This window comes from Sphingobium limneticum (assembly GCF_008710165.1).
GTDB lineage: Bacteria > Pseudomonadota > Alphaproteobacteria > Sphingomonadales > Sphingomonadaceae > Sphingobium > Sphingobium limneticum.
Genome location: NZ_VYQA01000042.1, coordinates 1 through 12295, shown reverse-complemented (window position 1 = coordinate 12295; position 12295 = coordinate 1). Strand labels below are relative to the sequence as shown.

Genomic DNA, 12295 nt, shown 5'->3' with positions numbered 1-12295 from the left:
TCAGCGGCACATTGCCGGGCGAGCTTGTGATGCTCTCGCAGGCACGTAGGCAGCTTGAGGGCCTTGAGATGGTGAGCGAGAAGAATCTCCGGTGCCTGATCGCTCATGCGGCCTCCTGCCTGTCGCAGAGCAGGCTCAGATAGGCTCTGGCAACGGTCTTCTCGACCGTGGTGCGAGGCAGGAAGGGATAGATGTCCAGGTCCAGTCTGGGCGGTACGCGTTCGACCCGGCACAGGACGAGGTGCTTGACGGCATCGAAGCCGATGGCGCCAAGGGCGATGGCCTGTTCCACCGCCGCCTGGAGATCGGCGAGGGTGAACGTTTCCAGCAGGCGCAGCACCTGCACATATTCGCGCCTGCCATGTTTGTGCATGCGCCCTTCCATCAACCGCTGCAGCGTCCCGAACGCTTCGGGCAAATCCCAGCCCTGCAAAGGGGCGGCCTGGTCGAATGCGTTGATCTTCTGCTCGACCAGCGGGAGATAGTGGAGCGGGGCGAAGATAACCTCCTCGCGGGCATAGCAACGAGGATGACGGGCGATAACTTCGCTGCGGCATCCGATCACCACTTCATCGACATAGGCCCTGATCCAGACCTCCTGATGGCCCCAGACTACCGGAACCGAATAATCGTTGGTCTTGTAGCGCACCAGAGATTGCGAGGAGACCCGCCCGCTCGTCTGATCGCAGGCCTCGAAGGGTGTAGCGGGCAGAGGCTGCATGGCCGCCAGATCGCGCTGCAAGCGCTCACCGATCGTCTCGCTCTCCCCGCGCACCTTGTCCTGCTGGCGCTTGCGGCATTGCTCCTCCAGCCACAGGTTGAAGGCCTCCCAGGTCGGGAACTTCGGGATCGGCACCATGAAATTGCGGCGGCAGTAACCTACCAGCCCTTCCACATTGCCTTTCTCGTTCCCCTTGCCCGGGCGGGCATAGCGGTCGCGGATCACGTAATGCGACAGGAAAGCGCTGAACAGCGTGGCACGCTTGCGCGTGCCGTCTGGCAGGATTTTCGCCACAAGGCAGCGATCGTTGTCATAGACGATCGAGCGCGGCACCGCGCCGAAGAACGCGAAGGCATGGACATGTCCGTCCACCCAGGCCTCCGCCACCGCCGCCGGATAGGCTCGCACATAGCAGGCATCACTGTGCGGCAGATCGAGCGCGAAGAAGTAGGCTTTTTGCTCCACCCCGCCGATCTCCACCAGAGCTTCCCCGAAATCGGCCTGTGCATCTCCCGCCGGGTGCGCCAGCGGCACGAACATCTCCCGGCTGCGCTGCTCGCGCTCCCGGATGTAATCCTTGATGATCGTATAGCCGCCGGTGAAACCATGCTCGGTGCGCAAACGGTCGAATACCCGCTTCGCCGTATGGCGCTGCTTGCGCGGGACACCGCGATCCCCCTCAAGCCATCCATCGATGATCCCCACAAACCCGTCCAGCTTCGGGCGCTGCGGTGCAGACTGACGCCGGTAACCCGGCGGCGATGAAAACGACAGCATCTTGCGCACCGTATCGCGCGACACATTGAAACGCTTCGCCGCCGCCCGCTGGCTCATGCCATCCGCGCAAGCCAAACGGACCTGAAGATAAAGTTCCACGCTGTAGATCCCCACACCTCCCTGACTTGGCAGAAAGGCTTCAAGGTGGACGACTTTTACGCCGCCCGCAGCAGGACTATCCCGCCGCTAGCGTGGCCGAATATTGCTCCGCCGTTCTCACCTGGCATAGTGGTTGGTTGTATCGAGGCTCACATGCCCGAGCCAGCTGCGTATGATTGTAACGTCGACGCCCGCCGAGATGAGATGCACGGCGGTGGCGTGGCGGAAGGCATGTGGCGTCACATGCTTGGCACATAGCGTTGGCATGGTTTCGGCCGCAGACCTCACGTAGGCAGCAAGCTTGAACCGGACCCCCGAGGCACTGAGGGGTTCGCCATAGCGGTTGACGAACAGCCGCTGGTCAGGCGCCCGTGGCTGCCGCTCGAGCAGTTTGCGCAACAGCAGGACCGTTTCCGGCCATAGCGGGCAGATGCGTTCCTTCCGCCCCTTGCCAGTCAGGCGCACGCAGTTCGGGCTTTCGAACCGGATCGCTTCGGGGCATAGATCGAGCGCTTCCTGTATTCGTGCGCCGCTGTTGTAGAGGAACGAGAACAGCGCATGGTCGCGCATACCCTCAACGGTCGAACGGTCTGGCTGAGCGAGGATTACCGTCACTTCCGCCGGATCCAGATAACTCGGTTCCGGCACGGGAGCACGCTTGATCGGGATATGGAGGATTTCGACGCATTGCGCGACCGACGCGGGATCCTTGGTGGCCACGAAGTGGAAGAAGCTGCGGATCGCGGCAAGCCGACAGTTGCGCGTGCCGATCGTGCCCCCGCGTTCATGTTCGGCGTGACCGAGGAACGCGGCCACCTCGCTGGCGGCCAGATCGGCCAGCGTGATCGTAGCTACCTTCTTTCCAGTACGCTGCGCGATGAACCGCAGCAACAGCCGCCAGGAGTCGCGGTATGATCGAACCGTATGGATGGACGCGTTACGCTGCTCGACCAGCCATTCGTAGAAGAACGCGCGCAGCAGGTTCGGGAACGGGTCGGCCTTGCTCATGGCTGCGCCTCCCGTCCCAGGTTGAGACATTGTGCGCCAACTTCCCGGAACCGCTCATTTGCGTAATGCAGCAGCTCCTGCGTCACGGTGATGTAGACCAGGGTAGAGTTGATATCCCGATGGCCGAGATAAGTCGCGAGGAACGGCAGGCGATCCTGCGGATTGATGCCCGTTCGGTACCATTCGAGGATTCTGTTCACGACCATCGAGTGGCGCAGGTCATGCACGCGCGGGCCTGCTTTTCCTCGCAATGGTTTCAACCCGGCGCGGCGTATGACGTCGGAGAGCAACCAGGTGATCATTTCCGGGGTGTAATGGCCGTCGCCTCGCTCGTGCCAGAACAGACCCGAGCACGAGTCCTGTGATCCACCGGCACGCCGGCGCGCATCGATGTAGGCCCGAAGCTCGACTGCAACGCTGCCCGGTAGCGGCAAAATGCGGGTCTTGAAGAACTTGGTCTGCCGGATGGTGATGGTACCCGCGTGCAGGTCAACATCACCAAGATCGAGACGGGCAAGCTCACCGCGCCGCAAGCCCGCGCAATAGGCGAGGAGCAGCATGGTGTACATGCTCTGCGGGCGAAGTGGTGCCCGCGGCGACGGGTAATTACGTGCGACCTCGAGCATCCGCCGCACGTCGGCAGGCGAGTAGATATGAGGCGTTCGCCATTGCTTGGATGCCTCCTTCCTCGGTCTCGGGTCCGGTCGGCGCATGGGTATCGACGGGTCGCGGTGACGAAGGATTTTCGCAAAGACGCGCGCGAGCTTTTCGCATTCCTCGGCGTGATGACGCGTGCCATTCGTTGTGGCCCATCGATCCATCATGGAGCTCAGCGGCTCGGCTTCCGGTCCCGGATGCAACTGGAGGAACCGGTCGAACCGCAGAAGCAACTGGGGCTGCGATGTGTATTTGTATCCTCTACGCCGCATCATCGCGACATGCTCGGCCATAATTTCGCCCAGCACGCTGCCGAACGGTCTGGGCTGGCGTAGTTCGGCAAGTGCCTCTTCCGGATTCCGCGACGCCAATGCCCGCCAGATCGGCATGCACTGCTTGATATTGCACTCATCGCGCAGAGCGGCGACGGGATTGCGTTGGGTCGCGCCGATTTCCGCCAGGCGTTCGAAGAACCGGTCAACGATGCGGGTGCGGTGCAAGAGCGTGGACGGCGCTCGGCGAACGGCCGATTCTCGTAGCCAGGCCAGCAGCACTTCCTGATCGAGTGCCTCGTAACGTTCGGCGACATCCTGCAAGCCATGCAAGACTTGGGCGTAGCAGGCTCGGCTTTTCGTGCTGCGCAGATCAAGGCTCGCGACATAGCGGCCAATGATCGCGCGGTCGGGATCGGGCCAGCGTGCTGTCATGCCACCAACTCCATTCCCGGCACGTCTAGCGCGATGGCCCTGAGGTCTTCGGTAGCAAGCTTGAGGTAGGGAGCCGTCGATCCTGTCGAACGATGTCCCAGCACGTCGCCGATGACCTTTTGAGGCACCGCGGCGCGCAGCATTTCGACCGCGCGCGCATGACGGAAGATGTGGGGGCCGCACTTACCAGGCGGTTGGACGCCAGCGTCCCGGAGCCGCCGCCGCACCATGCTGTAAAGCTTGTCGAGCTTTCGGTAGGGTGCGCGTGTACGCACGAAGATCTCCCTGGCCTCGGTCGAGGGACGCCCGGCACGCAGATAGGCGAGCACCGCTTCGCCGACCGGCTCAAGAAGGGGCAGTAATGTGCTGGCTCGCGTCTTGTGGTGACGCACATGGATGGCTTCCGTTCGCCAGTCGATGTCCTCGATCCGGAGATGGCGGATTTCACCTGACCGCAGACCATAGGCTGCGAGGAGTTGCAGGATCGCATAATCCCGCAACCCCGCCGGTGACTTGTCCTTCTCGGCACTCTCCAGCACGGCGATGATCTGCCCGCGGTCCAGGACCGAAGGTACGCCTTCATATGCATAAAGCGTCGGTGCCAGAACATGCCCGGACAGATCCGTCGTAACGCGACCTGTGATATGCAGGTAGCGCAGTAACGCGCGAAGCCGCTCTGCCACAGACTTCAGCGAACAGCGCGTCAGTTTCGGCGCGCGCAAATCCATATAACGGTCAACGTCAGTGACGCTCAGATCCGCCAAGCCGTCGTTTCCGCAATCGATCTGCCAAGCCAGGAAGTTCCGGGCTTCCCACATTAACGCTGCGACGCTCGCGCAAGCCATCCCGCGTTCCTCACGCAGCCAGATTTCGTATTCGTCGCAGATTGAAAATCGGACCTCATCGGCCTCGCAGGCTGGCTTGATGGCTGGCGGCCATTGGCCGTGAACAAGCCGCATCAGTGCGTGAATTCCGGAGCGTGGGACCTCGTGCCAGCGCACACTGGGACGTCGACCACGCTGCTTTTCGAACTGGACGATTGCGTGCCGCAGATATCGTTCCACATGCACGTCGATCACGTCCGTGACGGGGATATCCCGCTGCTCCAGATAATCGAGAAATCCAGACGCGTAGGCGCAGTAGTTCCTCGCCACCACCGGGCTGTATCGCTGACCGATAAGCGACGACTTGAGTGTGGCGATTAGTTCGTGATGTTTATCCGACATTGGCGGCTCCTCTGCTGGTCGATTGACCCGCAGAGGTTCGGCGCCAAATAATGCGAAGCAAGTCGATCCGAAAACGGCGAAATTCCGCCAATCAGGCCGCGTTCCTCCGCATTATGGGGACCTCGTGATTAGTCCGCTTATGGCGAGGTGAGCATAAGCGGACGTAAGGTTTCACGTAGATCGGCGGGATGAGTTTTACGTCGTGGCCCAGGTTCTGGAGCTGCCGACCCCAGTGATGCGCCGTTCCGCAGGCTTCGATCCCGATCAGAACCGGAGGCAATGCCGCGAAAAACTTCAACATCTGTCCGCGCTTCAATTGCCGGGTCACAACCACCTGACCCGCCGCGTCTACACCATGGACCTGGAACACCGACTTCGCGATATCCAGCCCAATCGTGACAATCTCACTCATCGTCCGTCTCCTCGCTCTTCAGCCGAGGCAGTCTGCCTCAGCCGGTGAGCGGGAGCCATCCACTCCATCGTTTGGCGTACCTTCCACGCTATGTCCTCAACTTCACGTCGATGGCGGCACGATCAGCGGCTTCTTCCTGTTGCCACGCGACATGATGGTCGATGCGCCGACAGACGGTTCGCAAGGGGCGATCTACATCCTCTATAATGGCCGACTTGCGCCGAAGTTCAAGGTGTCGAAACCGCGCACTTTGAGCCTTGTGTCGCGTGCGCTTTCCACCGTGCTGGGCGAAGCGGACAGGACGATCATCGATGATCTACGCAGCTTTGCGCAGGAGCGTAAAATCCGGCTCTCCATATGCGCAATCGATGAAGCCGCCCCGAACGCTGATGCGCCCTTGTTCGACACCGGACATATGCGCAAACTCTACACCATGGGAGAAGAGGAAGGGCGGGCTCAAGATGGGTGTCTGATCTCAACCTCTATACATTCACCGATTATTCGCCCTTAGCATTGTCTGGCGCACCCCCGACGCTATGCCCTCCAAAGCGCTCATATGATCTCCATTTTTTTGTTTGAGGCAATAATATTGTGAACAATAAGCTATTCAAGGCGTGGGAAAATTTGGCCGAAGGATGACTGACGCACTCTCTGCAGACCTTCCTTCTTCATCAATGGCGGGAACGAGAGCGGCGCAGCAGCGTAATGCGTTCACCAAACTTTGTGGAGAATGCAATGCGCTATCTTATCGGCACTGCTCTGGCTGCCGCCCTTCTGTCCCCCGTCGCCTATGCCCAGACCATGTCGGGCGTCGCGCAGACCAACGTCGCAGGTGAAACCACCACGGTGTTCTCGATCCAGCCCCAACGTCAGGTCTCGGCTTCCGACTACGTCAAGCTGAGTGCTGATGCTCTCAACTATCGTATTGCAGCTTCGCAGCTTGCGCTGCGCAAGGCTGAGCGTGCCGATGTGAAGGCCTACGCGAAGGCAGACTATGATCAAGCAAAGAAACAGCGGGACTCGCTTTTTGCCGCCCTCTCCAACAAGGATCGAAAAATCGCCAAGCCTACGCTAGCTCTCTCGTCGCAGCGTGCTGCGTCAATTGATTTGCTCAAGAAGAGCAAGGACGATTTCGACAATCTTTATCTGACGCAGATGGCAGATGAAGCTCCGTCGATGTGGGCACTGCAGAAGGGCTACGCTCTGGAGGGCAGCGATCCGGCTCTGAAGCAGGTTGCTACCCTTGCAGTGCCGACGATCGAAAGCGGCTATACCGTGGTCAAGGGGCTGACGCCGGCGGCAGTTGCCTCGCGCTGACCTAAGCAATGCGGGACACCTGAAATACGGTCTTCTCGCTTGATCACCATCATGGCAGAAGTGGCATTTTTGTCACTTCTGCCATTTTGTTGTTACTTGTCGAAACTCTCTTTGACGTTCGGGGTTAGCAGGTCACTTACCGACAGTTTCGGTACGAACAAATTTGAAGAGAGATACATGAAGAATTTGATCCTTGCTGCCGCTGTCTGCTGCTTTGTTCCTACGCTTGCGTCTGCACAGGAGACCGCTCCCGACGGCACTGATGCATTTGGCATCGAGCCTTATGTTGGCGTCCTTGGCGGGTATCACACCTTCGACAAAGATAGCGAATTCGGCTCGCCGCGTGGCGGTAGCATGAACGGCGCGCTCATCAGCGGGATTGCAGGCGTCAACATTCCCTTGGGTCCGGTATTTGTTGGTGCGGAGGGTAACGCCAGCAAGGGCTTCAACGACATCGATTGGGAATATGGCGTTCGTGGCCGCATTGGTGCGCGGGCCGGCGAGAGCGGAATGGTGTTTGCCTCTGCCGGATATCAGTGGGTTAATGGCAAGCGCGCCTACAGCGACCAAAAGGACTGGGTGTATGGCGTGGGCGTCGAAGTTGGACCCAAGGATATCGGTCTGGGCGGCGTAACCGGTAATAGCGGCATTCGCATTCGCCTTCAGATGGAAACCTACGATTTTGACAGTCTGCGGCCCATGGGCGGCGTAGTCTTCCACTTCTAATGAATGGGGCGGGGTTCGTTGTCAAGATCGCGACGGCCCTGACCTACCTCTTGCTCCAATCGAACCTGGGAGATGTTGTGGCATTGTAGGGTATCGAACGCCAGTATAACTACGTTATACAATATAGTCTATCGTTGAACTTTCTTGCTTACACTACCGTCAGGTCCAGCTTGATACTCTATCATTGCACAATGAGCGGACTGCCCTTGTCGCAGTAGCGCACAACAATGTCTCTTCACGGATCGCAGGACACAGGCCGGAACCATAGAGAGTGTCAGCAAGAGCATCGACGGTTGTCGCCTTGGCGCGATAGGCACCGGTCGCCACATTGCCTTCTCAGGTAACTTTCTATGGGATAAAGTTGCAGCGTCTGCAGAACGTAAGACGCTCAACCTGCCAAAAGATAGCTGCGCCGCATAAATGTTCGTTGATTGTTCGCCCCTAGCGTTGTCTGGCGTACTATTCACGCTATGCCCTCCTATAGCACGGATGCAGCCCTGATCGACCGAGACGGGACGAAGCGGGGTGCGAAGAGGTCGGCCCGGCAACATCGGCGGCTTGCGCGGCCTATATCACTTGAGGGCAGGAGAAGCCTGCCCGGAGAATGAGATGCCGCCCACCGCGCCTGCCCGCGTTCCGTCACCGATCGCCATGCCCGACGATGACTTTGGAGCTGCGCTGATTGCACAGGCGGCCGCGCTCAGCGCCTATGCCCGGCGGCTGACCGGAGGCGGTGCCGATGCCGACGATCTCTTGCAGGACACCATGCTGCGCTGTTGGGCCGCGCGCGCCAGCTTCGCGGCCGGAACGAGCCTCGCCGCTTGGGCTCGGACCATAATGAAGAACAGTTTCCTCACCGGTCGCCGCCGCGCGCGTTTCCATGCCGATCTGCCCGAGGATGCGCGCGACCGGATGCTGAACGTGGGCGAGACCCAGAGTCTTGCCATCTGGCTGCGCGATACGGATTGGGCGCTCAGCGAACTCCCGCCCCACCAGCGCGAGGCGGTGCTGTTGGCGAGCCAGGGCGTGTCCGTCGAGGACGGAGCGGCGCAGCTCGGCATTGCTACAGGAACGTTCAAGAGCCGTGTCGCTCGCGGGCGGACCCGGCTGCGCGCCCTGATCGATGAGCGATCAACGCCGCTGCTGGCCGACAGGACTGGCCGCGATACACCCTCGCCAGAGGCCAAGCTGCCCGTCCGCCTGCGGAAAAAGCGGGACTGGCGGGGCGTCAAGATCGGCTGAACCCCGGTGTGCCGGTTGGCTTGTTGCTTTTCTTAACAGTTTGCCGGTAGCGTGCGCGCACCTGCGGAGACGCGGGTGGAGGCGTGGAAACCTCCTGAAACACGAGCCGGTCGAGCTTCATCGACCGGGTGGCGGGCGCGCATGTCCAAGCCACCCGGCCAAAGGCGTCCGCGCCTGACGTGTTTCAGGTTTCCAACACCCGGTTCAGTGGCCGGCACGTCTCCGAAATGGGGCGTGCCGCCGGCTGCACAGGAACACTTGGGGCGGGAATGAGCTTGGAGAACCTTTTGACCGAGTAGGACATGCGTGAATAGCCATCTGCCTGTCGGCCGCCTCGCCGATCATCTTCATTCCTTGCCGCGCGAACGCGCCTGGTTCGCGATTCTCCTCAGCGTCACGGCGCTGGCGCTGGCGGACGCACATTTTCCCCGAATAGGTCTCGCGCCGCTCTATATTCCGATCGTCTGCGCCGCCTGCTGGGCGCTAGGAAGCCGCGCTGGCTATTTGGTGGCGATCGTCGCGGCCGTCCTCGCCGTCGTGCCGCATGTCGCCGAGCTGCCCAGGCTCTCTCCCGCCCTGCTAGGGGCAAGGATGGCCGTGCGTGCCGTCACCTATGTTATCGTCGCCGCCATTGTTCTCAGCTTCCGCCGGTCTTTCGACCGAGAGCACCACTTGGCGGCGCGCGACCGCATGACCGATGCGCTCAACAAGGAGACGTTCCGCGAGCGCGTGGTCCATCGTCTCGATCTAGCGGTGCCTGCCCGGCAATCCTTCCTGCTCGCGATCCTTGATCTCGACGACTTCAAGGGCATCAACAACCGCCACGGCCATGTTGCCGGCGATGAGGTGCTGCGCGCCTTTGCGCAGGGCGCGCGGGGGATCGTCCGGTGGGAGGATGATTTCGGGCGGATCGGCGGCGACGAGTTCGCTTTTCTGCTTCCCGTTCATTCGGCCCAGGAAGGGGTGTATTTCGCCCGCGTGCTCCACAAGCGCCTGTCATCGGTTCTAGCCGGCACGCCTCATCCAGTAACGTGCAGCATGGGCGCGCTGCTGATTCAGCCTGATACCCCGCGCGACGAGCCCTCGTTGATGCACGCGGTCGATCAGCTCATGTACGCGGTCAAGCGCGCCGGGAAGAACGCCGTGGAGATCGGCTGCGCAACGACCGGTCGAGGCCGGGACGCTCCTGTTCCGTCCCGGCTCCGGGTAATGGAGGCCACATGACGAGCGAGCAGCCCGACAGGACTCATCAGAGCGATGGGCGAAGCTTTCGCGGTGATCGGCACGCCGATGGACAGAGCCAGCATCGCCAGTATCGATGAGTTCGCCAACGCGCTCGCTATATACGCGGCGGTGCGCGCCGAAACCGATGGCGATCAAGCTTAGCAGGCAGCATCGAGCGCGCGGCAGAGCGCTCCGATCAGAAGCTCGCGCGACGTGGGCTTGTGGCAGGTCGGGCGTGAGGCGTGGACAGCCGGGATCATGCTGGCCGCGCCCGTGGCGAAGATGAAGGGCACGCCGCGCCGATTCAGTTCGTCCGCGATCGGGAATGAGGTTTCGGAGCCAAGTTGCACATCGAGGCTGGCAACATGAGGCGACGAGTCCAGCGCCGAGAGGGCGTCCCGCACGCAATCGACAGGGCCGACGACTTCTGCGCCGGCGTCGGATATTATCTCAACCAGCGTGGCCGCGACCCAGTAATCATCTTCAACAACCAGCACACGAAGGCCGCTGATCCCGTCTCGTGTAGTCATGTCGCACCAAGCATTTACGCAGCCGTTCCACCGACCAGCGCAGCAACGCGCCGTCTGGCTCTGCGCTCCACGCGGACATGCAAAATGTTCGTCTTGGGCGATCGATTGATCTAAATAGCCGGGTAGGGGGCGCGTAGAGTTATGGTCGATACTGAAACCCGGATTCGTGAGCTTGAGCATCGGTTCAGGAACATTCTCACTATCGTTCGTTCTCTTGTCAGCCAGAGCTTGCAGGCGGCCGATTCGATCGAAGACGCCCGATCGACCATTGACGAGCGATTGGCGGCGCTGGGTAGCGCGACCGAGCAGCTTCTATCCCATAATTGGGAGACCGCGCCCCTCCCGGCGCTGGCCGAGAATGCACTGGCGCACTTCACCCTCTACGCGGAGCGGCTTCGCCTTGATGGCCCCACGGTCACGATCGGCCCCAAGGCGGCGATGACGTTGACCCTCGCCTTTCACGAGCTGGCGACGAACGCGATCAAATATGGTGCGCTGTCCAACGAAACAGGCACTATCGAGCTGACGTGGAAAGTGCTGGGATCGGGCATCGAGGCCGAGCTTTGGATGCAATGGGCCGAACATGGCGGCCCGCCAGTCGTCAGGCCCGAGCGGCGGGGCTTTGGATCGCGGCTGATATGCACGGCCGCAAGCCGCAGCTTGCGCGGCCGTGCCGAGTTGGAATTTCCCGTCTCGGGCGTCGTGTGGACCTTGCTCGCCCCTCTGGCCGCGGTCGAGCTATGATCGAATCCGGATACGGGTCATCCCCGCCGCTAAGCCTTGGGTTCATCGCGCATGCCTGTCTCTTCGGCCCACGCTCCTTGTCCGACTGGATCCCTCCCGTCACTTTGATCGTCTCTTTTGTCAGGGTCTGAAATCCGGAGCACGTCTGTATGTCCAAACCGCTCTCCCCCGAAACAATGGCTTTGGTGAAAGCTACGGCGCCTGCGCTCCAGCAGCATGGCGTGGAGATCACCACGCGCATGTACCAGCGCCTGTTCGTCGATCCGGAGATCAAGGCGTTGTTCGACATGGCCGCGCACGAATCCGGCGCGCAGCCCAAGCGGCTCGCGGCGGCGATCCTCGCCTTCGCGCAGAATGTCGATAAGCTCGACGCGCTGAAACCGGCGATCGAGCGGATCGCCGCGCGTCATGTCGAAACACACATCAAGCCCGAGCATTACCCCACCGTGGCGAACGCGCTGCTCCCCGCCATCCGCGATATTCTCGGCGAAGCCGCGACCGAGGAAATATTGACGGCATGGGGCGAGGCCTATTGGTTTCTAGCCGATATCCTTATCAACCGTGAGGCGCAGCTCTACCAGACCAAGGCGGCATGATCGCCGCAGCAGGCCGCTCCTCCCAAAGGATGTGAGAAGCCGATCCTAGAATCGTGGCTGCGGTAGCCAAGATGCTCATTGTTCGACGTCATTTGCCAGTTTGAGAAGCTTGGTCTCGATGCCTTTCAGGCCGGCAATGGCCTCATGGTCGGCGACTGACCGGGGGCGTTTGCGGGAGGGGGCGGAATCCTACGCTAAGGATTTGGGCCAGCGATATTCCCCGGTTAGATTGATGTGTTCCCATCCCAACGGCGAGACGTGGGCGAGTAGATCAGGCGCGATATGGGTACCGCTGGCGGCCCGGGTATT

The 12295-nt window shown here is 61.0% G+C and carries 14 protein-coding genes and 2 pseudogenes; 8 read left to right on the top strand and 8 right to left on the bottom strand.

Annotation, left to right across the window (positions count from 1 at the left end):
* From F4U95_RS23900 to F4U95_RS23875, 6 genes and pseudogenes are all read right to left on the bottom strand, one after another.
* Window positions 1-107, bottom strand: a pseudogene (locus F4U95_RS23900) (ATP-binding protein); the annotation flags it as partial.
* A complete protein-coding gene (gene istA / locus F4U95_RS23895) occupies window positions 104-1597 on the bottom strand; it encodes an IS21-like element ISSsp5 family transposase (protein WP_011608156.1) in 1494 nt (497 codons plus the stop codon). The pseudogene F4U95_RS23900 and the gene istA, both read right to left, overlap by 4 nt.
* A 117-nt stretch (window positions 1598-1714) precedes the next feature.
* Complete coding sequence (locus F4U95_RS23890; protein WP_246171705.1) at window positions 1715-2605, bottom strand: tyrosine-type recombinase/integrase; 891 nt, start codon at window positions 2603-2605, stop codon at window positions 1715-1717.
* Window positions 2602-3969: a tyrosine-type recombinase/integrase gene (locus F4U95_RS23885; protein WP_150426942.1), complete on the bottom strand. Its 1368-nt coding sequence runs from the start codon at window positions 3967-3969 to the stop codon at window positions 2602-2604. The genes F4U95_RS23890 and F4U95_RS23885 overlap by 4 nt, the downstream gene beginning before the upstream one ends.
* Window positions 3966-5195, bottom strand: a complete 1230-nt coding sequence (locus F4U95_RS23880; protein WP_150426941.1) for a site-specific integrase — start codon at window positions 5193-5195, stop codon at window positions 3966-3968. Before F4U95_RS23880 ends, F4U95_RS23885 begins: the two co-directional genes overlap by 4 nt.
* 157 nt (window positions 5196-5352) lie before the next feature.
* Window positions 5353-5607 (bottom strand): annotated as a pseudogene (locus tag F4U95_RS23875) (IS110 family transposase); the annotation flags it as partial.
* A gap of 151 nt (window positions 5608-5758) precedes the next feature.
* Here F4U95_RS23875 and F4U95_RS23870 point away from each other — a divergent pair.
* From F4U95_RS23870 to F4U95_RS25430, 6 genes are all read left to right on the top strand, one after another.
* The gene (locus F4U95_RS23870; protein ID WP_037525043.1) at window positions 5759-6118 is read left to right on the top strand and encodes a hypothetical protein; all 360 of its coding nucleotides are present in this window, start codon (window positions 5759-5761) and stop codon (window positions 6116-6118) included.
* A 224-nt stretch (window positions 6119-6342) separates the two neighbouring features.
* A complete protein-coding gene (locus F4U95_RS23865; protein WP_010337039.1) occupies window positions 6343-6924 on the top strand; it encodes a DUF4142 domain-containing protein in 582 nt (193 codons plus the stop codon).
* A gap of 177 nt (window positions 6925-7101) precedes the next feature.
* A complete protein-coding gene (locus F4U95_RS23860; RefSeq protein WP_010337038.1) occupies window positions 7102-7650 on the top strand; it encodes a hypothetical protein in 549 nt (182 codons plus the stop codon).
* A 609-nt stretch (window positions 7651-8259) separates the two neighbouring features.
* Window positions 8260-8892 (top strand): RNA polymerase sigma factor, encoded by a 633-nt coding sequence (locus F4U95_RS23850; RefSeq protein WP_010337037.1) that lies wholly within the window; start codon window positions 8260-8262, stop codon window positions 8890-8892.
* A 306-nt stretch (window positions 8893-9198) separates the two neighbouring features.
* Window positions 9199-10116, top strand: a complete 918-nt coding sequence (locus F4U95_RS23845) for a GGDEF domain-containing protein (RefSeq protein ID WP_037525041.1) — start codon at window positions 9199-9201, stop codon at window positions 10114-10116.
* 33 nt (window positions 10117-10149) lie between these two features.
* The gene (locus tag F4U95_RS25430; RefSeq protein ID WP_257211714.1) at window positions 10150-10278 is read left to right on the top strand and encodes a hypothetical protein; all 129 of its coding nucleotides are present in this window, start codon (window positions 10150-10152) and stop codon (window positions 10276-10278) included.
* On the opposite strand, the gene F4U95_RS24700 is transcribed toward F4U95_RS25430, so the two are convergent.
* A complete protein-coding gene (locus F4U95_RS24700; protein WP_029547633.1) occupies window positions 10275-10646 on the bottom strand; it encodes a response regulator in 372 nt (123 codons plus the stop codon). The two genes, F4U95_RS25430 and F4U95_RS24700, sit on opposite strands and share 4 nt — an antisense overlap.
* 141 nt (window positions 10647-10787) lie before the next feature.
* On the opposite strand from F4U95_RS24700, the gene F4U95_RS23835 reads away from it, so the two are divergent.
* Both F4U95_RS23835 and F4U95_RS23830 read left to right on the top strand, forming a co-directional pair.
* Window positions 10788-11390: a sensor histidine kinase gene (locus F4U95_RS23835; RefSeq protein WP_010337034.1), complete on the top strand. Its 603-nt coding sequence runs from the start codon at window positions 10788-10790 to the stop codon at window positions 11388-11390.
* Window positions 11391-11539: 149 nt separating this feature from the next.
* Complete coding sequence (locus F4U95_RS23830) at window positions 11540-11986, top strand: globin domain-containing protein (protein WP_029547632.1); 447 nt, start codon at window positions 11540-11542, stop codon at window positions 11984-11986.
* A 189-nt stretch (window positions 11987-12175) separates the two neighbouring features.
* Here F4U95_RS23830 and F4U95_RS25595 read toward each other — a convergent pair.
* Window positions 12176-12295, bottom strand: a 120-nt coding sequence (locus F4U95_RS25595) for a Tn3 family transposase (RefSeq protein WP_150426940.1), incomplete at its 5' end; no start/stop codon positions are given.